The organism is Rhodococcus sp. NPDC059968 (assembly GCF_042738615.1).
Taxonomy (GTDB): Bacteria; Actinomycetota; Actinomycetes; order Mycobacteriales; family Mycobacteriaceae; genus Rhodococcus_F.
This window is the reverse complement of record NZ_JBHWUE010000106.1, coordinates 1-23,531: the sequence shown is the minus strand read 5'-3', so window position 1 is coordinate 23,531 and position 23,531 is coordinate 1. Positions and strand designations below refer to the sequence as shown.

At 64.8% G+C, this 23,531-nt stretch carries 19 protein-coding genes and 1 pseudogene; 11 read left to right on the top strand and 9 right to left on the bottom strand.

Translation table 11 applies throughout. From position 1 onward, the window contains the following. Positions 1 to 8: 8 nt before the first annotated feature. Complete coding sequence (locus ACFWAY_RS44675) at positions 9 to 1,115, bottom strand: CaiB/BaiF CoA transferase family protein (protein ID WP_378515059.1); 1,107 nt, start codon at positions 1,113 to 1,115, stop codon at positions 9 to 11. A 159-nt stretch (positions 1,116 to 1,274) separates the two neighbouring features. Between ACFWAY_RS44675 and ACFWAY_RS44670 the strand changes: the two genes are divergently transcribed. From ACFWAY_RS44670 to ACFWAY_RS44650, 5 genes are all read left to right on the top strand, one after another. Further along, positions 1,275 to 2,447 carry a 2-hydroxyacyl-CoA dehydratase subunit D gene (locus ACFWAY_RS44670; RefSeq protein ID WP_378515058.1) on the top strand — a complete coding sequence of 391 codons (1,173 nt, stop codon included), beginning with the start codon at positions 1,275 to 1,277 and terminating at the stop codon, positions 2,445 to 2,447. A 28-nt stretch (positions 2,448 to 2,475) separates the two neighbouring features. Beyond that, positions 2,476 to 3,816: a 2-hydroxyacyl-CoA dehydratase subunit D gene (locus ACFWAY_RS44665; protein WP_378515057.1), complete on the top strand. Its 1,341-nt coding sequence runs from the start codon at positions 2,476 to 2,478 to the stop codon at positions 3,814 to 3,816. 3 nt (positions 3,817 to 3,819) lie between these two features. Then, entirely contained in the window at positions 3,820 to 4,776 is a 957-nt protein-coding gene (locus ACFWAY_RS44660) for an acyl-CoA dehydratase activase (protein WP_378515056.1), read from the top strand. Then, entirely contained in the window at positions 4,773 to 5,573 is an 801-nt protein-coding gene (locus ACFWAY_RS44655) for an SDR family NAD(P)-dependent oxidoreductase (protein ID WP_378515055.1), read from the top strand. The genes ACFWAY_RS44660 and ACFWAY_RS44655 overlap by 4 nt, the downstream gene beginning before the upstream one ends. Before the next feature lie 192 nt (positions 5,574 to 5,765). Further along, the gene (locus tag ACFWAY_RS44650; RefSeq protein WP_378515054.1) at positions 5,766 to 7,415 is read left to right on the top strand and encodes an AMP-binding protein; all 1,650 of its coding nucleotides are present in this window, start codon (positions 5,766 to 5,768) and stop codon (positions 7,413 to 7,415) included. A 78-nt stretch (positions 7,416 to 7,493) separates the two neighbouring features. Here ACFWAY_RS44650 and ACFWAY_RS44645 read toward each other — a convergent pair whose 3' ends face one another. Further along, on the bottom strand, positions 7,494 to 7,730 hold the full coding sequence (locus tag ACFWAY_RS44645; RefSeq protein WP_378515070.1) for a response regulator transcription factor: 237 nt from the start codon (positions 7,728 to 7,730) through the stop codon (positions 7,494 to 7,496). Further along, positions 7,727 to 8,134 carry a response regulator gene (locus tag ACFWAY_RS44640; protein WP_378515068.1) on the bottom strand — a complete coding sequence of 136 codons (408 nt, stop codon included), beginning with the start codon at positions 8,132 to 8,134 and terminating at the stop codon, positions 7,727 to 7,729. Before ACFWAY_RS44640 ends, ACFWAY_RS44645 begins: the two co-directional genes overlap by 4 nt. Before the next feature lie 402 nt (positions 8,135 to 8,536). On the opposite strand from ACFWAY_RS44640, the pseudogene ACFWAY_RS44635 reads away from it, so the two are divergent. Both ACFWAY_RS44635 and ACFWAY_RS44630 read left to right on the top strand, forming a co-directional pair. Further along, positions 8,537 to 9,099 (top strand): annotated as a pseudogene (locus ACFWAY_RS44635) (UbiD family decarboxylase domain-containing protein); the annotation flags it as partial. A gap of 45 nt (positions 9,100 to 9,144) precedes the next feature. Next, a complete protein-coding gene (locus ACFWAY_RS44630; protein WP_378515067.1) occupies positions 9,145 to 9,669 on the top strand; it encodes a hypothetical protein in 525 nt (174 codons plus the stop codon). A gap of 386 nt (positions 9,670 to 10,055) precedes the next feature. On the opposite strand, the gene ACFWAY_RS44625 is transcribed toward ACFWAY_RS44630, so the two are convergent. After that, positions 10,056 to 11,516, bottom strand: coding sequence for an aldehyde dehydrogenase family protein (locus ACFWAY_RS44625; protein WP_378515053.1), 1,461 nt, complete (start codon positions 11,514 to 11,516; stop codon positions 10,056 to 10,058). Positions 11,517 to 11,808: 292 nt separating this feature from the next. Here ACFWAY_RS44625 and ACFWAY_RS44620 point away from each other — a divergent pair, with 292 nt between their 5' ends. Beyond that, the gene (locus ACFWAY_RS44620) at positions 11,809 to 12,894 is read left to right on the top strand and encodes a zinc-binding dehydrogenase (RefSeq protein WP_378453856.1); all 1,086 of its coding nucleotides are present in this window, start codon (positions 11,809 to 11,811) and stop codon (positions 12,892 to 12,894) included. A 77-nt stretch (positions 12,895 to 12,971) separates the two neighbouring features. After that, a complete protein-coding gene (locus ACFWAY_RS44615) occupies positions 12,972 to 13,616 on the top strand; it encodes a TetR/AcrR family transcriptional regulator (protein WP_378459189.1) in 645 nt (214 codons plus the stop codon). A gap of 63 nt (positions 13,617 to 13,679) precedes the next feature. Here the strand turns inward: ACFWAY_RS44615 and ilvA are convergent, their stop codons facing one another. The 5 genes from ilvA to ACFWAY_RS44590 are packed head-to-tail and all read right to left on the bottom strand — an operon-like array spanning position 13,680 to position 21,493. Then, complete coding sequence (gene ilvA / locus ACFWAY_RS44610) at positions 13,680 to 15,053, bottom strand: threonine ammonia-lyase IlvA (protein ID WP_378515052.1); 1,374 nt, start codon at positions 15,051 to 15,053, stop codon at positions 13,680 to 13,682. A gap of 26 nt (positions 15,054 to 15,079) precedes the next feature. Then, positions 15,080 to 17,809, bottom strand: a complete 2,730-nt coding sequence (locus ACFWAY_RS44605; protein WP_378515051.1) for a LuxR C-terminal-related transcriptional regulator — start codon at positions 17,807 to 17,809, stop codon at positions 15,080 to 15,082. Next, positions 17,806 to 19,050, bottom strand: a complete 1,245-nt coding sequence (locus ACFWAY_RS44600) for an acyl-CoA dehydrogenase family protein (RefSeq protein ID WP_378453852.1) — start codon at positions 19,048 to 19,050, stop codon at positions 17,806 to 17,808. The genes ACFWAY_RS44605 and ACFWAY_RS44600 overlap by 4 nt, the downstream gene beginning before the upstream one ends. Continuing rightward, positions 19,047 to 20,234 carry an acyl-CoA dehydrogenase family protein gene (locus ACFWAY_RS44595; protein ID WP_378453851.1) on the bottom strand — a complete coding sequence of 396 codons (1,188 nt, stop codon included), beginning with the start codon at positions 20,232 to 20,234 and terminating at the stop codon, positions 19,047 to 19,049. Before ACFWAY_RS44595 ends, ACFWAY_RS44600 begins: the two co-directional genes overlap by 4 nt. An 11-nt stretch (positions 20,235 to 20,245) precedes the next feature. Then, a complete protein-coding gene (locus tag ACFWAY_RS44590) occupies positions 20,246 to 21,493 on the bottom strand; it encodes a CaiB/BaiF CoA transferase family protein (protein WP_378453850.1) in 1,248 nt (415 codons plus the stop codon). A gap of 191 nt (positions 21,494 to 21,684) precedes the next feature. On the opposite strand from ACFWAY_RS44590, the gene ACFWAY_RS44585 reads away from it, so the two are divergent. After that, positions 21,685 to 22,479, top strand: coding sequence for a FadR/GntR family transcriptional regulator (locus ACFWAY_RS44585; RefSeq protein ID WP_378515049.1), 795 nt, complete (start codon positions 21,685 to 21,687; stop codon positions 22,477 to 22,479). A gap of 114 nt (positions 22,480 to 22,593) precedes the next feature. Next, positions 22,594 to 23,460 carry an enoyl-CoA hydratase-related protein gene (locus ACFWAY_RS44580; RefSeq protein ID WP_378515048.1) on the top strand — a complete coding sequence of 289 codons (867 nt, stop codon included), beginning with the start codon at positions 22,594 to 22,596 and terminating at the stop codon, positions 23,458 to 23,460. The last annotated feature ends 71 nt before the right edge of the window (positions 23,461 to 23,531 follow it).

The following is a 23,531-nucleotide window of genomic DNA, read 5'->3' as shown; positions in this document are numbered from 1 at the left end:
CGGGCCGGTCATCGATCGTCATCGACACCCCAGTCGCGGAAGACGGCCTCGGTATCGGAGCCGGGCGTCCGGGGCGCGTCGTATGTTGCGTCATGCGCGCTCGCGAACCGCGGTGCTGCGGCCGGCTGACGCTGTCCGAACGCACTCACGATCGTGTTGCGCGCCGCGATGTGCGGGTGATCCGGCACTTCGTCGAGGGCCAGCACCGGTGTCACGCAGGCATCGAGCCGGGCGAACGCCTGCACCCACGAGTCCCGGTCCCGCGTGGCGAAAACCTCGGCGAAGGTTTTCTGCAGCGTCGGCCACGCCGACTCGTCGTACTGGTCCGGCAGACCCGCCGGGTCGAGTCCCAGTCCCTCCAGTAGCTGCGCATAGAAGACCGGTTCGACTGCACCGACCGCGATGTACCGCCCGTCGGCGCACTCGTAGGTGTCGTAGAAGGGCGCTCCGCCGTCGATGACGTTGGTGCCCCGCCGATCGGACCACAGCCCGTTCTCGGTGAGTGTCCAGAACATCGTCATTAGCGCACTCACCCCGTCGACCATCGCGATGTCGACAACATCTCCGATGCCGGACTGCGCCCGTGCGTACAGGGCACCGAGAATTCCCATGACGGCCTGCATCGAACCGCCGCCCAGGTCGGCGACCAGGTTGAGCGGCGCGAGCGGCCGTTCGCCCTCCCGTCCGATGGCGTTCAACGCACCACTGAGTGCGAGGTAGTTGATGTCGTGGCCGGCGTAGGGCGCGAGGGGGCCGTCCTGGCCCCACCCGGTGATCCTGGCGTATACGAGCCGAGGGTTCCGCTCGCGGCACACGTCGGGTCCGATGCCGAGACGCTCCGCCGCACCCGGTCGGTAACCCTCGATGAGGACGTCGGCCTTGTCGACCAGCTTCAGCACCTTCGCGAGGTCGGCGGGAACCTTGAGGTCCGCACTCACGGAGCGGCGATTCCGCAGTCCCGCGTCCTTGTCCACGGGCAGCAACTGCGTCACGCCCCCGGGACGCTCGACTCGCACCACCTCGGCACCGAGGTCCGCGAGCAGCATCGCAGTGTGAGGCGACGGGCCGATCCCGGCGAGTTCGACGATCTTCAGTCCATCCAGCACACGTTTCACAGGAACCTCCGAAGGGGGGACGCCGCGACTCTCTCAGCGGCTAATGTTTGACAACTCTGGCTACTATCTATCCAATAACGTAATATCTCAAGTCAGGTCGCCGCGACGCAGTTCGTCAGTCGTCGCGGTGTCACCGTCCACGAAGTCGAGAGGCTAGATGTGAACGAACTGGATCCGACCGTCATGTCGTCGCTGCGAGCCACTGCCGATGACCCGGTCGCCTACGCCCAGGCGTGGAAAGCGAAGCGCGGGAAGCAGGTGATCGGTTCTTTTCCGATGAACTTTCCGTCCGAGATCGTGCACGCAGCAGGCGCGCTGCCGGTGATCGTGCAGGAGAGCCGCACCCCGATCACGGAGGGGCGCAACCTGCTTGCCGAGTTCTACTGCGGCTACACGCGTAGCGTCGCCGACCAAGCCGCGGTCGGTGAACTCGACGTCTTCGACGGCTTCGTCGCCGCCGACCACTGTGTGCAACTCCTCGGCGCGATCGACGTGATCCGCTGGGCACGACCCGAGAAACCCGTGCACTTCGCGCAATTCACCAGCGCGATGGACGATCCGTGGACCAAGCCGCGGGTAGCGGGCCGAGTGCACGAACTGAAGGACGAGATCGAAGAGGTCGTCGGTACCACGATCACGGACGAGGCTCTTGCCCACAGCATCCGGGTGTTCAACACGAATCGACGCCTGCTCCGGAAACTCTACGACCTGCGGCGCACCGGCCGTGCGCGCATCACCGCAAGCGACATGCAGGTACTCGTGAAGTCGAGCATGGTGATGGATATCGAAGAACACAACGCCGCGCTGGGCCGCCTTCTCGATCGGCTCGATTTCAATGCCGACGCACCCGACGATCTGGTGCGATTGCACCTCTCCGGGCACTTCTGCCACGCCCCGCGCCCCGAAGTTCTCGATGTGATCGAGGAATCCGGAGTGATCGTCGTCGACGACGACCTGTACACCGGATTCCGGTACATCTCGACCGACGTGCCCGAGCACGGCGACCCGCTGGCGGCGCTGTCGGAGTGGTACCTGGAGCGCAACGACAACGCCCCATGCCCCACACGAGTCACCGTCGGGGTCGATTGGGACACCTACCTGATCGACTCACTCGACAAGAGCCGCTCCAACGGCGTCGTCGTCTTGATGGCGAAGTTCTGCGAACCCCACATGCTCTACTACCCGGAGCTACGCAAGGCGCTCGACGCGCACGGGATACCGCTGCTGCTCCTCGAGACCGAGCACGAAGGCAACCCCGTCGAGACACTCCGCACGAAGATCGAGACCTTCGTGGAGCGCATTCGCCGCCAGCGCGTACCCGTCCCGTCCTGAATTCGACTCACCCTCAGAGGAGTTCGCAATGCCGATCGAACAGACCAGCAAGGAAAAGGCCCGCCGTTTGTCGAGTACGCGGGTCGGCGGCAAGATGGTGGCCGATTACTGGGACAACATCTTCACCGCCAAGGAGCGCGGCAAGCATGTCGTCTGGTACAACGGCGCCGCACTGAACCCGTTGTTCCAGGCCGCAGGCCTGGAGTGGTGTCACGGCGAAGCGTTCGCCGCACGCCTGGCCGCCCAGCACCTCGAAGGACCCGCCCAGGCAGCAGGTGCCGAGTACGGCTACATCGGCGAGCTCTGCTCCTATGCGCGGACACATCTGGGCTGCGCCGTGCTCACCCACCAATCCGCCGCCGAACGGGAGACCGGGGTGGTCGGCATGGTCGACCAGCAGGAGTTGGCAAGCAAACTGCCGGCCCCGGACTTCTTCGTCAACGGCTACGCCGGATGCAGCACCGGCCAGCAGTGGGACGCCATGACGTACCGGGTCTTCGATCGAAAGCTCCCGCTGTTCAACGTCTCCATTCCCATGCTGTGGGGCAACAAGCCCGACGCCGGCTACATGCGGGGCGAGGAGTGGGACGAGGTCGGCAAGTACGTCGAGGGGCAGTTGCGCGAGCTGATCGCCTTCCTCGAGCACCAGACCGGGCGGCCGTTCGACTGGGATGCGCTCAGCGAGAGCATGTCCTACATCAAACGCGCGTCCGAGTTGCGTCTCGAGGGAATGGCACTCTGCACGCAGGCCCCCACTCCGGCGACCTACTGGGACTGGGTCGCGAGCATCGCACCGATCAACTTCCTGCCCGGCAACCAGGGGCTCGTCGACTACTTCGCCGGAGTGAAGGCCGAACTCGAACAGCGGGTCGCCGACGGGGTCAGCGCGGTGGCGGACGAACGCTACCGCGTGTACTTCGACGGCATCATGAACTGGAACAAGCTCGGCTTCCTCACCCGGAAATTCGCCGAGTACGACGTCGCCGTCGTCGCCGGTCGCTACACCCACGAGTCGTTCTGGCAGGAACCTCAGCTCATCGACGTGGACAATCCCCTCCGGGGCATGGCGCAGCACTACCTGCTTTGCCCGCTGAACCACGGATTGAAGAACCTGCAGGAACTGTTACTCCGGCGCCTGGACGAGTACTCCATCGACGGGATCGCGTTCCACTCGACCCGGACGTGCCGGGCGATGACCAATCCGCAGACGATGCTGGCCCGGGCGGCCGAGAAGGAGCGTGGTGTCAAGTCGTTCTTCTTCGAGGGCGACGTCGCCGACGCGTCGTTCTACAACGACGAACTGTTCGACAGTCGCCTGGAGGCCATGCTCGAGGCCATCGACGTACAACGGATGAAGTCAGTGGTCTAGCGCATGACTACCGGAAGTTGGTTCGTCATGGGCGTCGACCTCGGGTCGACGACGGCGAAGGCGGCTGTGGTCGACGAGAGTGGTGCCCTGGTCGGATCGAGTGTCATCCAGATGGGCGCGGTGAGCCGCGAGGCGGTCGCCCGTGCAATGGACGGTGCGATGGCCGCTGCGGGCGTCTCGCAGGCCGACATCCGGCGCACCATCAGTACCGGCTACGGGCGCAAGTTGGTTCCCGGCACGGACCGCACGTTCACCGAAATCACCTGCCATGCACGCGGTGCCGCAGCCCTGCACCCGGGTGTGCGACTGGTGATAGATATCGGCGGACAGGACAGTAAGGCGATCATCGTCGACGACGACGGCCTCGTGGAACGGTTCGCCATGAACGACAGGTGCGCGAGCGGGACCGGGCGCTTCTTCGACGTGCTCGCCCGGGCACTGGAGGTGGACGTCAGCGCAGTCGGCGAACTCGCCCTCGCCGGTTCCGAGAGCCTCGAAGTCAGCAGCATGTGTGCCACGTTCGCGGAAACCGAGGTGATCTCACTGCTGGCACAGGGCCGCGAGAAGGCCGACATCGCGGCGTCGGTGCACAAAGCGGTCGCGGCGCGCACACTCGGACTGGTGGCGCAGGTGGGTAAGGCAACGCCGACGGTGATGACGGGCGGAGTGGCGAAGAACCCGGCCGCGCGTCTGCACGTGTCGCGCGCGCTGGGACACCCGGTGGAAGTACTCGATCAGCCCCAGATCGCGGGCGCGTACGGTGCCGGACTGCTGGCGCGTGACGACTACGCCGGCGGAACCGTCTCACCCGCACCATCCGACGCCGCGACGGAGGAACAATTCCAGGTGAGTCTGTCGGCCGGAACGCCCCACTGCCAGGACTGCGACGGCAGCCCCGGCCATCCCCATCCCGGCACCGGCGAACCGGTGCCCCTCGAACTGCAAAGGAACATCCGATGAGTACAGACACACACGAAGTCTGGGTGCCGGACCTGTCGGAGGCCACCGTCTACATCGTGGGCGGGACGAGTGGAGTCGGCCTGCAGGTGGCCCGTCAGTGCGTCCGGGCGGGCACCCAGCGCATCGGTCTGATCGGCCGCAATGTCGAGCGCGGAGAGAAGGCGGCGACGGAGGTCCGATCACTCGCCTCGGGTGTCTGGGCCTTCTTCGCCTCAGGCGATGTCAACGACCCGGCGGAAGCGACCAGGGTGACCGAGGAACTGGGTGCTTCGCTTGGACCTGCCGACATCTTGATCAACAGCACGGTGAGCGCGTTCACGCCGAACCTCTTTCACGAGACGCCGCCCGAGGACGTTCCCGCCATCCTGCTGCAGCAGGCACTCGGTCCCCTCAACATGTGCCGCGCCGTACTTCCGCACATGCGGGCGAAGCACGGCGGTGTGATCGTGAACATAGCCTCCGACGCCGCCAAGCATCCCACCCCCGGTGAGTCCGTCATCGGCGCCGCGATGGCCGCCATCGTGATGTTCTCCAAAACACTTGCGATGGAAGCCAAACGCGACGGTATCCGCGTCAACGCCGTGACACCGTCGCTCATCCGAGACACGGGTGCCTACGACCGCGTCATGGCCGAGCCGTTCAGCGCAAAGCTCTTCGAGAAGGCTGCTCGACTGGCGTCGCTGGGGGTCGCCGAGCCGGCCGACGTGGCCGACCTCGTGTTGTTCCTGTGCAGTCCGCAGGCCCGTCGGATCACCGGTCAAGCGGTGAGTCCGAACGGCGGCATCTCGGCGGGATGAGGGTTCGGTGGCCGCCGGCAGCCCAATCCAAACTATTTGACTGATTCGCAGCTATCGGCTCCAGCTATGTATTACATTGCTTCTGACCGAGACAGCACTTCACAGCCGATTCCGGCTTCCCGGTAGCGGGCGCTCACTCGCCCCACCTCCAACTCCCCAGCACACCGCACAGCCCGAAGGCAGGATTGCATCATGCCCCTCGAAAAGTCTCTCTGGCCGGCGACACCGAGCTCAGGCGTCCGCGACATCACCGTCGGCGGCCTGCTGCGCGAGGCCGCGACAGCAGAACCCGACCGCCTCGCCCTCGTCGACGGAACGCCCGATACGGCCGATCGGCGAGAATGGACGTACCGCGAACTCCTCGCCGACGCCGAGGATGCGGCCAGGGCACTGCTCGCCCACTTCGCACCCGGCGACCGGATCGCGATATGGGCACCCAACAGCGCCGACTGGGTGATCCTGCAACAAGCGATCGCGATGGCCGGGATGGTGGTGGTGGGTGTGAATCCCGCCTACCGCGCCCACGAACTCGAATACATCCTTCGCCAGTCCCGCAGTGTCGGACTCTTCTACCGGGAGACCTATCGCGGCGCGGACCTCACGAAAGTTCTGACGGAGGTTCGGCCATCGCTGCCCACCCTCCGCAAGGTCGTTCCGACGAGCGAGTGGCGAGCGTTCGTCGCGACCGGCGATCCGGCAGCGGAGTTCCCCGTGGTCGCATCCACCGCCCCGGTGCAGATCCAGTACACGTCCGGAACCACCGGATTCCCCAAAGGTGCACTGCTGCATCACAAAGGCATCGTCAACGAAGCCACCTTCGTGTTCGAGAGGGCAGGGTTGGTGGACCATGTCGTCTGCGTCAACGCGATGCCGATGTACCACATCGGAGGCGGCGCCGTCACCGAACTCGGAACGTTCGCCGCGCACGGAACCTATGTCGTCCTGCCCGGCTTCGACGCCGCGCTGATGCTCGAGATGCTCGAAACCTGCCGCGGAACACACTCACTGATGGTCCCGACGATGCTCATCTCGCTTCTCGAGCATCCTGATCGCCGACGTCGTGACCTGTCGAGCCTCCATACCGTCCTGTCGGGTGCCGCCGCAGTTCCCCAGTCGCTGGTCGAACGGGTCATCGAGGAACTCGACTGCCAGTTCACGATTCTGTTCGGGCAGAGCGAGATGCACGGAGTGATCAGCCAGACCCGGGTCACGGACGACCCCGCCGATCAGGCCACTACCGTGGGACAGCCACTGCCGGAGCTGGAAGTGAAGATCATCGACCCCGTGACCGGTGAGGTTCTGCCGATCGGCGAGCAGGGCGAAATCTGCTGTCGCGGTTACCAGACGATGCTCGGCTACTCCGACATGCCGGACGAAACGGCCGCGACCATCGACGCCGACGGATGGTTGTACATGGGTGATCTCGCCACGATGGACGAACGAGGATTTCTGCGGATCACCGGACGCCTCAAGGACATGATCATCCGGGGCGGACTCAACATCTATCCGCGCGAGATCGAAGAGCTGCTTTTCCAGCACTCGGACGTGGCCGAGGTGGCGATCGTCGGGGTTCCGGATGAAAAGTGGGGCGAGCAGATCGGCGCCGTCGTGCGACCGACGGACCCGGCCAATCCGCCGGACGCGACCGCATTGAAGACCTGGTGTCGCGACCGAATCGCGGCGCACAAGACGCCCTCGCTGTGGTATTTCACCGACGGACTCCCCATGACTCCCACCGGCAAGATTCAGAAGTTCCGTGTGCAGCAGGCGATTGCGTCCGGAGCGCTCACCGCCGCACACCTAGTTGCCCAGCCGGCTCCGGAGCCACTGTCAAACAGCTGATGCCTTCACACCTACTACGCAACGGATCGATCAACAGTCGACCACGATCCGGTCAACTGACGCCTTCCTGTACAGCCCCTACTCGATGAGGAATCGCTCCTCTGCATAGCGAACCAGCCCGGCGCGATTGGATTCTCCCGTCTTCTCGAGCATCTTCCCGATGCGAAATTTCACCGTGTGGAACGTGAGGTTCATGCGCTCCGCGATGGCGTAGTTGTCGACGCCGGCGGCGATCATGGACACGATCGAGAGCTCACGCTCGTTGAACGCCGGTTTCTCGGCGGCTACCCGGCGCGCGTCCGCCCACTCCTTCAGGAGTACGGGGATCGATGTACTGGCCGGAGCGGACGACTGTTCTCAGCATGTCCGGAGGCGTGGCCATGCTCGCCGCTGTGAGAATGTATCCCGATCCGCCCCAACAGCATTACCCGGTCCACGAGTTGGGCATTGCCGTACCCGGTGTAGAAGACCACCTTGGTGGTGGGCGAGGCGGCGAGTAGGTCGCGACACAACGACCACCCCTGCTCGGCGCCGATGAAGAGATTCAGCATGACGATGTCCGGGGAGCCGCGCAGGGCGTCCTTCTCCGCACTCGCGACGCTCGCTGCCGCTCCGAGGAAGACGAAGTCGGGTTCCCGCTGGGCCAGCCGCTCGAGGCCTGCATGGACTATCTCGTGGTCGTCGATCGAGAAGACACCGATCCGGCGCGGTTCCGACACCTCGCTCAACTCGATACCGCCTTATCGGAGCCGATCGGGAAACTGGCCGTGACGGACAAGCCTCCCGACGGGGTGCGATCGAACCTCACATCGCCGCCGACCTTGCGGACTTCACGTTTCATGAACTTCATTCCGTAGAGCCCTCGAGAGGATCGTGTGCGTCGAAGGATCGACCGTCATCGTTCACCGACATGACGCACACCACGGGGGTGGACCTCGAAAGAAATCGAACATCGGTCTCCCTTCGAATGATTTTCGGCGTTGAAGACGGCTTCCCATCACTCGGCAGGTCGACGGCGATCTCGAGCCCGGCGCAATCACGCGCCGCAATTGTGAAATAGATTCTGGTGCAACACTGTTAGAGTACATCGAGGGCACCGCGACGGGTTTTTCGAATCCTCGGTGCACCGGCCGCGCTGCCCTCTCGGCCGGACATGCCGCACGCACGAGTCGCTCTGTCACTGGGCCTGCCTCCCGCAGTCGACTGGCCCCGACATTGTCGATGCCCTTGCGGAAGCTCGCGATATCCCGGTCGAGCCGCCCGACCTCGTCGACTCGTCCGAGGCGCCCTGTCATCAAAACATTCTCCGCGGCAAGGATGCGACCCTCGGCCTGTTCTCAATCCCGTTCGGTCACGGGAAGGATGGCGGACGTTACGCCAACACCTGGGGAACCCTGATCGTGAAGACGCCCGACGGCAGGTGGGTGAGTTGGTCAATCGCCCGTGTCATGAAGGTCGATGGTCAGAGAATGGTCGGCCTCGTCGTGCCGAGCCAGCACATCGGTCAAGTGTGGGCAGAGTGGGTCGAGCTAAGCGAGCCGATGCGCTATGCGATGGTTCAAGGACCGGCACCGGCAATCTCGTGCGTGTCGGGGATTCCCTTGCCCGCGATTGCATGGAAGGTCCGTACGGCGAGTACGGCGGATACCTCGGCACCGGCTCGTCGCTGCAGCCCACGTTCCATGTCGAGACGATCACTCACCGCGATGATCCGATCTGGCCCCTCGTTGTGGCCGGTCGTCCGACGGACGAGTCACACACGATCTGGGCAATGGGGATCGCCGCTGACGCGCTGACCCACTTGCGGGCCGCCAAGCTCCCGGTGAAGGCGGTGTGGGCACCGGAGGGCGCCGCGGTGCACTGGCTCCTCGTCGTCGTGCCGGAAGACTGGCGTGACAAGCTGCCGGGCGTCTCGAGTGAAGAATTCGCGAAACAGGTGGGCGAGGTTCTGTTCGAGACCGATACCATGCTGTTCATCCCCAAGGTGTTCCTCGTCGACGACGATATCGATCCGGCAAACTTGTCGGATGTCGTGTGGGCTATCTCCATTCGCGTGCACCCCCGGGTCGGCACGCGGTTTCCGAAGATCAACGGATCGTTCGGTTGCCACAGCGCTACGAAGAGGGTGAGTACGCTTTCGGACGAGGTCCGAAGATCGTCTACGACACGCTTTCAGCCGACTTCGGAGAAGGGCCGTAACCTTCACTGTCGTTCGAGCAGGGTTATCCCGGAAAGCTCGAGCAGCGCGTGCTGACCAACTGGCCGGGCTGACGCGGCAGCCTGAGAATCGTTCTCCAGACCCCTGTCCGCGTCCCCGCTTCGGTGAGAGTCGGGAACGCGAACATCGATGAGCACACTCCTTGTGCCGGTCTCGAATCTGAAGTCGAAAACCTGAGCACCGCCCTATGCGGGTTGCCAGTCCCGCAACTCAGTCTCTTGCTCGCCGAGCAGGACCTTCGGCGCTCTCTGGCGTGGGCCCCGGGGCCCACTTGTTCCCCGGTGAGGGCTTCGATGAGCCGGCAAGGTCGTCCGCGGACAGTGGTCCTGCTGGGGTGGTGTCCGACTGGGTGGTTCGGCGGTGCCGGTTGGCGTTCTTGGACAAATGCTGCGGATCGTTTTCCTGCCCTTCCCTTGGTCTCGCTACTTCAGGTAGTCACGGAACGCTTTGGCAGCGCCGGTGACTGCCTGGTTGATCGCGAATTGGAATTCCTCTTCGAGCAGGGCTCGCCCGTTGAGACCGTCGGAGATCCCGCGTTCCTGGGTCACGTTCGCCACGGTGCGTTGGTGGGTGAAGGTCTCGAAGCCCTTCTTGCCGTGGTAGGCCCCTGTGCCTGAGTTGCCGAACCCCCCGAACGGGGCACCTGGAAGGAAGGCGTGGGAAATGCCGTCGTTGCGGGTCACTCCGCCGCTGTTCGTCCGGTCGAGGAATGTGCGAAATTCCTCTGTGTCGTCTCCGTACCAGTACGATCCCAGCGGGGTGGGCCGTTCCTGCAGGTAGTCGACCACTTCTTGGATGGTGTCGTAGACGTAAATGGGGAGAATCGGTCCGAAGATCTCCTCGCGGGAAATCGTTGCCGCCTCTGGGACGTCGAGCAGGATCGTCGGTGGAATTCGTCGTGATGCGCGGTCGGGCAGGTTGCCCAGCTCGGTCTCGGGGGCGACGACGATCTTGGTCGCGCCCTTTGCCACCGCGTCCTCGACGAGGCCGACCACGCGGTCGTAGTTTCGGTCGTTGACGATCGAAACCACGCCGGGATTGTGGAGGAAGTCGGGGAACAGCACCTCGAATTCTTGACGGAGTGCCGCGACGAGGTCGTCCCTGCGTTCCCGGGGCACGAAAACGTAGTCGGGGCAAAGGCAGATCTGGCCGCTGTTGAGGGCGCGGGTTCCGGCGATTCGATGCGCCGCGAGTTCCAGATCTGCGTCTCGCGCGACGACGACGGGATTCTTTCCACCCAGTTCCAGGGTGACCGGAACCAGGTTCTTTGCCGCCGATTGAGCGACGAGGCTGCCGACGCCCGGAGACCCGGTGAAGAACAGGTGGTCCAGCTCGAGTTCTGCGAATGCCTGGGCGGTGGCAAGATCGCCGCTGATCACCGCGAACTCGGTCTCGTCGAGGCTCTCGGAGAAGACATCCTTGATGAGGCATCCTGTCCGGGAGTGGAATTCGGAGAAGTTCAGCATCACGCGGTTTCCTGCGGCGAGAGCGGCCATTGCCGGCTCGAAAGCAAGGATGATCGGGAAGTTCCACGCGCCGATGACGCCCACCACGCCCTTGGGCTTGTGCTGCACGAATCCGCCGGGAACGTCGGTCGGTTCCATCCAATCCTCGAGCGACGCCAGGGTAGCTTGCACGTCGGAGACCCAGGACGTGGCCTCGAAAGCTTTCGTCAGCTCGGGTGGCCGAAATCCGTAGTCGAGGCTCAGGGCCTCGGAGATTGCGTCGATGTTGTCGAGAATCGTCACAGCCACCCGGCTGACTCGGTCGCGCCGAACTGCCGCGCTGACGTGACCTTCTCGAAGGAATGCGTCGCGCTGGGTTCGAAGAATCCTCTCTAGCTCTTCCTTCGCGACGTGGGGGGTGGGAGCTTCTACGGTCACTTCGTCTCCATTTCACAGCACGAGCTCCGATGCTCGAGCGGATGCACTGCGAGGCGACATCGTTGTGCGACGCACGTGTCGTCGATTGACATCGATGCCCTCGACTCCGGCAGAACGTGGTCTTCGCCACATTCAAATTACGTCACGACAGTAACCCGGCGCACTTCGTTTGCACCAGACTTTCCGGACTTGAGTTCAAAATCTTCCGAACTGAAGTTCAGAAGATGTACGGTGAGCACACCCCCAGCTACCCACAGCTGCGAGCGCTTCCGAACCCCAAGGAGATTCAGACATGAAAGCAGTTGTCGTCAACGAGTTCGGCGGTGGATTCCACACCGAGGAGGTGACCATCGACGACCCGATCGGCATGGAGGTCCTGCTCGACGTCAAGGCCTCGGGGCTGTGCCACAGCGACATGAGTGTGGCCAATTACGACCTCGGCTACCCCGTTCCCGCAGTCTTCGGCCACGAGGTCGCCGGTGTGGTAACCAAGGTCGGAGCCGACGTGTCCGACTTCTCGGCCGGTGACCACGTGGTCGGCTCCCTCATCCAGTACTGCGGTCACTGCATGAATTGCCTGGACGGCCGCAGCCACCAGTGTCTGCATCCCGAAGCCACCCTTCGCGCCGCAGGGCAGGCGCCGCGGCTCACTCGCACCGGAGCAGACGTCACCCAGGGGTTCGGCCTCGGCGGATTCGCACAGCAAGCGCTCGTCCACTCGAACCAACTCGTGAAGATCTCGCGCGAGATGCCCTTCCCCCAAGCTGCACTGCTCGGCTGCGGCGGGCTCACCGGCACGGGAGCGGTACTGAACACGGCAGAAGTCCAGGTAGGCGAGAGCGTCGTCATCGTCGGGGCGGGAGGAGTCGGCCTGCATGCCATCAATGGCGCGGTCATCGCCGGAGCCTCTCCGATCATCGTGATCGACGTCAATGACACCAAGCTCGACAAGGCGAAGCAGTTCGGGGCGACGCACCTGATCAACTCAACCCGGACGGATGCCGTCGCGGCGGTGCAGGAGATCACCGGAACAGGTGCCGACTACGTGTTCGACTTCGTCGGCATCGGTGCCGTGCAGGAGCAAGGAATCGCGATGCTGGCAAAAGGCGGAGGACTGTACGTCGTCGGCGTCACGCCCGGACAGACCATGACCGTCGACGGATACGACCTGCTCCAAGGACAGAAGACAATCACCGGTATCTACATGGGTTCGGGCGTGCTGCAGCGTGATGTCCCCCGGTACGTCGACATGTACCTTTCGGGCAGAATCCAACTCGACAGCCTCGTCTCCAAGGAGATCTCACTGGAAGAGGTCGCGGAGGGCTACGCCTCGCTCGAGGATCCGTCGATCACGCGCGTGGTGATCACAAAGTTCTAGAGACAGCCATTCGGTGGGGTGATCATTCGAGAACCCGGCCCGCCGGTTACGTCGCCGGCGGGTCGTACTCTGATGAGATGGAGATGGAGTCCGCCGATATGTCGCAGATCCAGATCGTGCGCAAAACTCACGGCGAATCGCGGGACCCCCGCGTGCCTCGTACGCGAGCGAAGATCTTTGACGCAGTCGAAAGCCTCGTCGCGCGCCGGGAGGAACCGATATCGGTCCCCGCGATCGTCCGCGAAGCGGGGATCTCGAAGACCTCATTCTATTCCCATTTCGCGAGCTTCGACGAACTCGCTCTCCAGGTCGTCGAGCGGGCGTACCTGCAACTGGCCGTGATCAACCAGGCTGTGCGCTCCGATTCCACCCTCGAGTGGCCCGCACAGGTGCGCGAATCGCATGCGCAGCTCGTCAGCCACTATGTCGAGCACCGCTCCCTCTATGTCGCCGTTCTCGCATTACCCCTTTCGCGGAAGGTTCACACGAGAGCGGTCCGCTCGATGGCCGCCGACATCGAACCCGGGATCGTCGACAACCCTCGACTGCCCCCGGGACTGCGACCTCACCTCGCGGCCAGCATGATCGCGAGCGCAGTGGTCGGGTTCCTCGACGAATGGCTCGAAGACGACTTCGACGCCACCCCCGAGGAACTCGTCGAACACCTCATGGAACTACTACCCGCCTGGTACACCGGCCGGGACTGCGAATCTCGCAGCTGATACCGCCTGGTGGACCCGATCGACCAGCGTGATCCACTGCGCACGAAAGATCACCTGCATCAATCAGATGAGGTACCGAAAGACCGGTGTGCCCGGCGCAATACGCTGTACTTCCAGTGGTGAGGCGTCCAGCCGCGCGAGGATCAGCTGCAGGGTGTCGGCCGCGTGCAGTTCAATCCCCACCAGTGCGGCACCGAACTCACGGTTGTTGCGCTTGATGTACTCGAACATGGTGATGTCGTCGTCGGGACCGAGCACTTGATCGAGAAACCGGCGCAGCGCTCCGGGCTGTTGCGGGAAGTCCACCAGAAAGTAGTGCTTGAGACCGCGGTGCACGAGTGATCGCTCGATGACCTCGTTGTAGCGCGAAACGTCGTTGTTGCCGCCCGAAATCACGCACACGACAGTCGTTCCCGACACGAGGGGCAGGCCCGCAAGTGCGGCTACGGAGAGCGCGGCAGCCGGTTCGGCGATGATGCCCTCGTTTTGATATAGGTCGAGCATCGCCGTGCATACGGCACCCTCGTCCACCTGAGTCATCGTGATCTGTCCGGTGACGCGGCAGTCGTTGTGCCGCTCCACGATGACCGGTGAAGTCGAGTCGAGGGAGATGTCGCGGGCGAGGCGGGATACCACCGCGTACGGGATGTCTCCGACGCGCTTGACGGCTGTCCCGTCGACGAACGGATCCACGTCCGGCAGGGTCACCGGACCGCCCGCGGCGAGCGCGGCGGCCATCGACGCCGCGCCGGTCGGTTCCACCCCCACGATCGACGTGCGCGGCGACGTGGTCTGCAGGTATGCAGCGATTCCGGCAAGGCAACCACCACCACCCACGGGAACCAGAACCAGGTCCGGCGCCGAGGGCAACTGGGCGAGTAGCTCGCGGGCGATGGTTCCCTGCCCCGCCGCGGTACGGGCATCGTCGAACGGCGCAACCATCGTGGCCCCGGTGCGTGCGACATCGTCAGCCGCGGCCTCTGCCGCCGCGTCGAACGTGTCGCCTACCGCAATGAGCTCGACGAAGGCCCCACCGTGAGCACGGATGCGATCCCGCTTCTGCTTCGGAGTTCGCGTGGGCACGTAGATCCGCCCCGTCACACCCATGTCCCGGCACGCATAAGCCACGCCCTGGGCATGGTTGCCTGCACTCGCTGTGACTACGCCTGCCTCACGTTCGCGAGAGGAAAGCTGTGCCATGACGTTGTATGCACCGCGCAGCTTGTACGAGCGGACGCGGGTGAGGTCCTCACGTTTGAGGTAGACGTCGGCACCGGTGAGGGCTGACAGTCGCTCACAATATTCGAGCGGCGTCGGCGGCACTACCGCCGAGATCCGCTCCGCCGCCGCCTCGACGTCGGCCACACAGAGCGCGGGCAGGTGCGCCGGATCGGCAGGTGGCGAAGTGGTGGTGAGAGCCCTATGTACAGCGTTCATCTGCGCCATTGCCGGCTCGACCGGATTCACGACCGGGGCAGCGCGTAGTCGGCGACTGCGAGGGGGTGGAGCGGCAGATGGGCTGCGAGTTCGCTGCGTGAGCGAATGCCGAGCTTCGCATAGATGCGAGTCAGGTGGTACTGCACTGTCTTGACGGATACGAACATTTCGTCCGCGACCTCCTTGTTTCGTTTTCCACTCGCGACCAGTCTGGCCACCGCACCCTCTTGAGGCGTCAGGACCATGCGGGAGGTAACTATTTCGCCTCTTCGCGTGCCGCCCCCGAGACCTCCCGCTCGGAGTTCGCGATCACATCTTCTCGCGTATTCCGTTGCACCGAGAAGGATGTAGAGCTCACGGGCGCTGCGCATCACCGCATCTGCATCGCGGCGGCGTCCGGCGCGGCGCAGTGTCTGCCCGTACACGAAGTTCACCCGGGCCTGCTCGTACGGCATCGACAGTGCCGCGAGATTTTCGAGTGCCGCGTCGAACGCATCTATTGCGGTGTCGATCTCGCCTCGTGCGCCGGCGATGCGACCGCGCATGGTGCGCAGACGAGCAGTTGTGGAGCGGTGATTCCTCTCGGTTGCGAGCCGTTCGTGAGGTTGCAGGAACGCGTCGGCCTCGTCGACGCGGCCGGTCATGATCAGGGCATTGGCATACATGTCGACCCACGGCCAGAAGCCGGGTTCGTTGAGAGCATGCCGTTGATCGACCTGTTCCAGTGCCTGCAGATGGCGGAGGACGCTGACATAATCAGCGGACGCTTCGGCATACTGCGCCATCGCGATTCGCGCTGGGACGAGCATGATCGCGTAGTCATTATTGCCGGCACGGCCACGGCGCAGGTGCTCCCGGGAGGCAGGCCAGTTTCCGCGCAGGGCGTGAATCTGCGCTCCCGTCCAATGAACAAGTGGTCGGAGCAGATCCACGCCCGCGGTGTCGAGTTGCATTGCCGCGCGGTCGACAGTACGCAATGCATCGTCCCAATCGCCGAGCACAAAATACGTGCGGGCCAGCCACGCTTGCGCCCACAGCGAGATCCGAAGCGATCCGCCGCGATGGTTCGTACATTCGGCTCGTTCGAGTTCGGCGCGGGCGGACTCGGGATCATCGAGGGCGAGGGCGAGCCAACCTTCGGCCATTCCGACGCGTTGGCGCTGCTCTCCGAGCCGAATCCGCTGCGCCAATCGAGCGTACGCGGGCTTGGCCTCACCAACCCTCCCCGACATCGCCAGTCCCAACCCGCGAATCGCTTCGGATTCGATCGCAGCCGGAGTGCTGGAGTCGACGAGCGATGCGGCGCGGTCCGCCCACATCACTATGTCATCGCTGCGTAGTGCTGCCAGCGAGTGCAGAACCATTCGCTGGCAGATCATCGCGGCGGTGGCCGTATCGTCGGCCGGATCGCCGAGCGCATCCCATGCACAGATGAGTGTCTGGTTCGCCTCCGCCCGGCGCCCGCGTTGGATGGCGAGGTAGCCCAGGACTGCGCTGCGCATCGGTCCGGGTGGGGCGGCCTCGACATCGGAGAGGAAGGTCAGAGCTCGAGGAAGTAGTGCGGCACCGATCAGCGCGTCGACTCCCCGAATCAAGCGGTCTGCTCGGTTGTCCGCGCCGGGGCTGATCCGGCTGGCGGTGATCAGGGATGTGGCCGCGTCCGACCATGCGCCGACGCCGGCGCGGACTTCGGCGTACCGGTCGAGACGCGCAGCGAGGTCTTCGTCGGGTAGGGGCGCCGCACTGGCCGCGTGATGCAGCGCAGCGCCCTCGTTGTCGACGAGGGTCACGGCGCGCTCGTGCAACGTGCGCCACCGGGCGGGTCCGAGTTCGTCGGCCACTGCGGCCTGTGTCATCGGATCGGGGAAGACGAGGGTGATGACACCTGGTTGCGCCCGCATTCTCAGCAGACCGGCATTGTGGAGGGCTTCCATCGCTGAAGTGGGGTCGCGAAGCCGAGCAAGTTCGGCGGCGGTCGGAAGTGGGCATTCGGTACCGAGAACAGCGCTTGCCTGCGCCAGAGCGCGGGCATCGGCCGAACACCGGGCCAACGCCCGCCGTACCGCAGCTGCATGCTCGCGCGTCGCCGGGAACCGACCTTGCCATCGATGCCACCGGTCGCGGGGAATCTCCGCGAGCAGTTGGAGTACCGGCCGGGGCTGCCCCAAGGTGTGATCGTAGAGCTGCCGCGCCGTGAAGGGTGACAGCTCGACGCCGATGTGAGACAACGCCAGTCGTGCGATGTTGTCCGGGGTGAGGGAACGGACTCGTACTGTACGTGGCCGATACTGCGCGAACAGGGCGACGGTCTCCGGCGGTACGCCGTCGGGAAGGGGATCTGAGACGACCATTAGCACGACCAGCGGGCATCCCGGATGTTGCACGGCCACCGTGAGTGCCCGCAGGGACTCGATATCGGCCCAGTGCGCATCATCGATCACGAGGACCGTCGGCCGTGAGGCAAGCGCCGAGAAGCTGGCGGCCGCGTCGACCGGGTCGGTGTACGAGACTGGCGCGCGCAGGAGTTGTCCGGTCACGTCCCAGGTGCGAGTGTGTCTCCATTCGGCGGCCGTGGCGATGCGGACGCACCACTCCGGCCATCGTTGGAACAGTCCGGAGACCAGAGTGCTCTTCCCGACTCCGGGTACTCCTTCGACAAGGGCGACGACAGCCGTCCCCGATCGCGCACGCTCGAGCAGCTGATCGAGTTCGGCGCGTTCAGGGGCGTGGTGGCAGGGCACCGTCTCAGAAATCACGGCTGTGGTCGCGGTTCTCGTGGCAGCCCGAGAACGTGCTCACCGATCATGTTGTGGACTACCTCATCGGTGCCCGCCATGATGTGCATACCCGGCTCTCCGAGGACGAACTGATTCCACGCGAACGTGCCCCATTCACCGGTATCAGCAGCGAGCCGCGGACCGAGCAGATCGGTGACGAATCGGGATGCGAGGCGCAGGTTGTTCGACAGTGTCAGCTTCGCGAGTAGTGGAGACGCCGTCGGGTTGTCACCTGCCCGGTGCCGTGCGGTGGTGACGTGCTGTAGATGCTTCGCCGCCCGAAACGCCATGAATACTTCGGCCAATTGCTGCCGCACGACGGGGTCGTTCTCCAGGCCGAGGGACCGGACCAACGCCACCAGGCGCTCCCCGTTGGCCACACCGGCACCGCCCCGGCCCATGCCCACACCGATTGCAGTGCGTTCGATCGTCAAGGTTTCCTGCGCCACCTCCCACCCCTGTCCGCGGGCCCCGATTCGGTGGGAGTCGGGAACCCGGACACCGGTGAGGAACACCTCGTTGAAGGAGGAGCCTCCGGTGATCTGTCGCAATGGCCGCACTTCGACGCCGGGTACACGCATGTCCACCAGGAACGCGGTCACACCTTTGCGCCCAGGAACCTGGGATTCGGTGCGGCACAGTGCGAGCCCGATATCGGCGTAGTGGGCGTCCGACGTCCATACCTTCTGGCCGTCGATGACCCACATGTCACCGTCCAGCACGGCCTTCGTCGTGAGGCTCGCGAGGTCGGAGCCGGCTCCGGGTTCGCTGAACAATTCACATCCGATGACATCGCCGCGAAACAGACCTCGGACGTGTTGCCGGGCGATCTTCGGTTCCGCGTAGCGGAGCAAGATCGGTGTCAGCACCCGGTCGAGCTTGAAGAATGCCTGTGAGGGGGTGTCGAACTGTGCCTCGAGTGCCGCAAACCGGCGCTGGGATACGGCGTCCAGTCCCGCGCCCCCGTGCTCGACGGGGCCGTCGAGCCAGCCCAAACCGGCATCGAAGCGCGCGCGGCGGTAGGTGCGCGCGACGTCGAGTTCGGCACGCTCGGCGTCGGGATCGGGGTCGTCCCAGATCGCTACCGCACCGTCATCCCCCTCGCCCCACACGAGTGGACCCTGCGTGCGACTGCGTCGGCGGTGATCGGCTAGAAACGACAGGGCTCTGCGCTCGAGTCCGTCGTCCGACAGGACGAAACATTCATCGTCGACCTTCATTGCACCCTCCGGGAATCGGGAGGCGACGTCGAGGCGTCGCTGCGTGTTGTTCGGTCCAGTAGAGAGGCGGCCACGACTTCGTGGTGCCTGCGCGGGTCTCCGAATAGCGCGCGGGTGGAGATCGCCCGCCGGAAGTACAAGTGCGCCGGGTGCTCCCACGTGAATCCGATTCCGCCGTGGATCTGGATGCTGTCGGCGGAGGCGCGGTCGAACGCCGCCGACGCGAGTGCCTTGGCAATGGACGCGGCCGATTCTGCATCGACCGAGTTCACCGTCAGACAGGACGCAGCGTAATACACTGCTGCACGGGCTGATTCGATCTCGAGGTACATGTCGACACACTTGTGCTTAATCGCCTGATACGAGCCGATTGCCCGACCGAACTGGGTGCGGGCACCGGCGTATGCCACCGCGGTGTCGAGGCAGTACTGCGCTCCCCCGACCTGTTCGGCCGCCAGCAGCACGGCCGCGCGCGTGAGTACGGCCTCCACCGTGGGCGCCGCGGCGCCGAGCACCCCGACCGCGGTCGCCGGAACGCCGTGGAAGTCGAGCCGGGCCTGGCTCCGGGTGCCGTCGAGACTCGCCATCGGTGAACGGACGAGGCCGGGTAGCGGACCTTCGGCGGCGAACACCGACGGACCCTCGTCGGTGTCGGCGACCACGAGAACGAGATCGGCCGAGGCACCGTCGAGAACGTGGTGAACGGTGCCGTCCAGCCGCCAACCGTCCCCGTTCCGTGTCGCCCGCACCTGTGGCGTCCGGGTCCGATCCCAATGACCGTCGGCGGCGGTGTAGGCGAGCGTGCCGGTGATCTGCCCCGACGCGAGGGCCGGAACCAGACGCTCGCGCGCTGACGCGTCGCCGACCTGCATCAGCGTGCCGATCGCGAGTGCGGTCGTGGCCAGGAGCGGCGACGGCAGGAGCGACTTGCCGAGTTCCTCCATCGCGACCGCGAGGTATTCGTAGCCTGCCCCGGCACCGTCCAGTTCCTCGGGGACGGTCAGTCCGGCCAATCCGAGTTGTTCGGCCATGATCTGCCAGGTTCGCGAATCGAGTGGTGCGTTCGTCTCGGCGAGCGTGCGCACCGCCGCCTCGCCGGCGTGGCGCTCACGGAAGGCCGCGACGACGTCGCGCAGTTCGGTGAGTTCGGTGGGCCAGGTGTACTCCGCAGTCGTGGTGGTCATCGGAGCACCATCTATGCCGACTCGTTGACAGTGGATGTCGTGGTCACGCTCTTGTCGAGCAGTGCGCGGATTTCGTCGTGGGTGAAACCGGCCTCCCCCAGGATTTCGACCGAGTGCTCACCGAGAAGCGGTGCGTAGCCTCGGGGCTGGGCAGGCGTTCCGTGGAGCCGGAACGGCGTATTGGGGACCGGGTAGCGCCCATGGATGGGGTGTTCGAGTTCGGTGATCGAATGGTTGTGCACCACCTGCGGTTCGGTGAAGACGTCCTCGAGCCGGTGAACGGGCCCGCATGGCACCGCGACCTGGTCGAGGCGTTCGAGCCAGCTCGCGGCGGTGTGCTCCACGAAGATCGGGACGAGAATGTCGTTGAGCGCCCCACGGTTCGCGACGCGGTCTGCGTTGGTGACGAAGCGCGGATCGTCCGCCAGCTCGGGACGGTCGATGACCTTGGTCAACCGCAGCCAGAACCGGTCGTTGAGGCACGCAACGATGAAGTCCTTGCCGTCGCCGCCCTGGTAGGGCTGGTACGGAGCGATCTGCGGATGCCCTCCCCCCTGCGGTCGCACAGGAACCTTCGTGCGGTCGTAGTGCGTCAGGATGTTGGCGAGCATCGCGATCTGGCCGTCCAGCAGATTCACGCTGACCTTCTGGCCGTGACCGTTGAGATCGCGGGCACGCAGCGCGGAGACGATCGAGAATCCGAGCAGGAAGGAGCCGACGAAGTCGGCCATCGGGACACCTGCCTTGATCGGTGGGCCGTCGGTCTCACCGGTCAGGCCCATGATCCCGCCGATGGCCTGCCCCAGCAGGTCCATGCCGGGTTGGTGGGCACGAGGCCCGTCCTCGCCGAACGCGGTCAGCTGGCAATACACCAGCTGGTCGTTGAGCTTGCCCATCGACTCGTAGTCGATCCCGAGGCGGGTGACGGCGTCCGGCCGGAATCCGACGATCATGACGTCTGCGTCGGCGACCAGACGCCGCAGCACGTCCATCCCGTCGGGCTCGTGCAGGTCGAGGGTCAGTGACCGTTTGCTGCGGTTGACTCCGTAGAAGTAGGCGCTGTCGCCGACACCGAACAGATTGTCGATATATCGAAAGCTCTCCCCCGTCGGGGGCTCGATCTTGATCACATCGGCGCCCAGGTCACCGAGCAGAGACGCTGCATACGGGCCTGCGCCGACCTGCGACAGGTCGACGACACGAACGCCCGACAGGGGAAGGCGATCACCGAGCATCTGGAGGTTGTCATCGTGCGGCATGCGAAGTCCTTCGATCCGTGGGGAGCGGGTGCGCGGCGGAGCATCGCGGACACTTCCGGTCCCTCAATGGTAGGGCCATTGACTCAATTCAGATACAACCGGAGCAGAAAGTCAAGGCCTGACCAGGCCTTGACTTCCCGGCAATGATGGGGTTTCAATGGCTCAACCAATGAAATCGGAGGTAAGAGCGCATGACCGCACTGGTAGCGAAAGGGCACCGGAGCGGAGCCGACGCGTCGAAACCGGGAATGATTGGCACCATGACCGAACCCGCCGACATCCAGTTCCGCCCGGCCCGGCCCCGCCGCGCCTTCGACGAGATCATCGATCAGGTGCGGGCCCAGGTTCGGCAAGGCAAGCTGCCACCCGGAAGCCGTCTGCCCTCCGAGCGCACTCTCGCCGCCCAATTCGAGGTCAGCCGCAACACCGTGCGCGAAGCCATTCGGATGCTCGAAGTCACGGGCGTCGTGACCATCAAGAAGGGAGCTACCGGCGGCGCGTTCATCGCCCCCACCGACCCCGTCAGCATCTCGAGGGCGTTGTCCGACAATCTCCTCCTGACGCGATACTCGCTGTCGGATCTGACCGAGGCACGTGAGCAAATCGAGACCGTTGCGGTCACGACAGCCTGCGCACGACGCACCGACGACGATCTCGCGCGAATGGAGGATCTGCTCCACAAGGCCGACGACCTCGCCGCCCGGGAAGACTGGAACGGCAAGACCGAGGTGATCATCGAATTTCATTGCCTCATCGGCGAAGCCACTCAGAATCCGATCATCGCGACGATGATGCGCTCGCTGATGGATCTGCTCACCGAGTTCACCCTGCGCTTCGGTGCCGAGGTACCGACCGGTGATGCCCTGCGCAGCCCGCGCACCTTGCTCGAGCACATTCGACGCCGCGACGCCGCCGCCGCGGTGGCCGAGCTCGTTCAGAACACCCGTCGGGTCCACCGTATGTGGCTCGCCGACGCCGAAGAATAAGACACGTCTGATCGCTCCCGACCTGGCCGGCGTCCTCGCGACGTGGGCGGACCTGGCACGCCTTCACCATGCCGGGCCGTGGATCGATCATTCGCACCACGAGAGGGAATCACCATGGATCTGAAGGTCACCCGCTACGAAATCCGCGAGAATGGTGTCGCCACGGTGTGGCTCGACCGCCCTGGCCGCGGCAACTCCTGGACGTCCCGCATGAATGCTGAGCTCCGCTGGACCATGGCAACCCTCGATGCGGATCCCGCCGTTCGGGTCGTGGTCCTCACCGGCGGCGGTAATCAGTTCTGTGTCGGCGCCGATACCAAGGCACTCGACTTCTACACCGAGACCGACGAAAAGTATGCCGACACCGTCAACAAGCCCGACTTCGCACGCCCCGGCCACGGGGTGAATCCCCAGTTCGACCACGACCTGGTGTGGATGTGGGGGCTGCGCGTCCCGGTCATCGCCGCCATCAACGGACCGTGCGCCGGTATCGCGGTCGCCCTGGCCGGTTACTGCGACCTCCGCTACGCCGTGGAGGGCGCCAAGTTCACCACCGCGACCCCGCGCCTGGGACTGCCCGCCGAGTACGGACTGGCCTGGCTGCTGCCCCGCATCGTCGGATTGGCGAACACCGCCGACATCCTCATCACCGGACGCATCCTGCGCTCCGAAGAACTCCTTCGCATGGGTTTCCTGAACGGCGTGCACCCCCGGGACGAGCACTTCCTCGACAAGGTCTACGAGGTCGCCGACTACATCGCCACCCAGGTGTCCCCGGCCTCCGCGACCGGCGCCAAACGCCAGATCTACGCCGAGCTTCTCCACTCGAATGTCGGCACTGCAGTGGAGGATTCGAAAGACCTCATCGAGCAGTTCATGCAGCAGCCCGACTTCAAGGAAGGCGTGGCGGCCATGGCCGAACGGCGCGCCCCGCAGTTCGCGGCGCCCGCCCCCGAGACGCTGCCCGCACCTCCCGCATGAGCACCCCTCCCCGATCCACCGCGAGCGACCGCAAGAAACGGACCACACCTGATGAACACACCCTCGACCAC

Coding starts and splice junctions, on each gene's coding strand:
- ACFWAY_RS44665 (WP_378515057.1), top strand. CDS start 2,476: ATGCCGATCGAACAGACCAGCAAGGAAAAGGCCCGCCGTTTGTCGAGT.
- ACFWAY_RS44660 (WP_378515056.1), top strand. CDS start 3,820: ATGACTACCGGAAGTTGGTTCGTCATGGGCGTCGACCTCGGGTCGACG.
- ACFWAY_RS44655 (WP_378515055.1), top strand. CDS start 4,773: ATGAGTACAGACACACACGAAGTCTGGGTGCCGGACCTGTCGGAGGCC.
- ACFWAY_RS44650 (WP_378515054.1), top strand. CDS start 5,766: ATGCCCCTCGAAAAGTCTCTCTGGCCGGCGACACCGAGCTCAGGCGTC.
- ACFWAY_RS44620 (WP_378453856.1), top strand. CDS start 11,809: ATGAAAGCAGTTGTCGTCAACGAGTTCGGCGGTGGATTCCACACCGAG.
- ACFWAY_RS44615 (WP_378459189.1), top strand. CDS start 12,972: ATGGAGATGGAGTCCGCCGATATGTCGCAGATCCAGATCGTGCGCAAA.
- ilvA (WP_378515052.1), bottom strand. CDS start 15,053: ATGAACGCTGTACATAGGGCTCTCACCACCACTTCGCCACCTGCCGAT.
- ACFWAY_RS44600 (WP_378453852.1), bottom strand. CDS start 19,050: ATGAAGGTCGACGATGAATGTTTCGTCCTGTCGGACGACGGACTCGAG.
- ACFWAY_RS44595 (WP_378453851.1), bottom strand. CDS start 20,234: ATGACCACCACGACTGCGGAGTACACCTGGCCCACCGAACTCACCGAA.
- ACFWAY_RS44590 (WP_378453850.1), bottom strand. CDS start 21,493: ATGCCGCACGATGACAACCTCCAGATGCTCGGTGATCGCCTTCCCCTG.
- ACFWAY_RS44585 (WP_378515049.1), top strand. CDS start 21,685: ATGACCGCACTGGTAGCGAAAGGGCACCGGAGCGGAGCCGACGCGTCG.
- ACFWAY_RS44580 (WP_378515048.1), top strand. CDS start 22,594: ATGGATCTGAAGGTCACCCGCTACGAAATCCGCGAGAATGGTGTCGCC.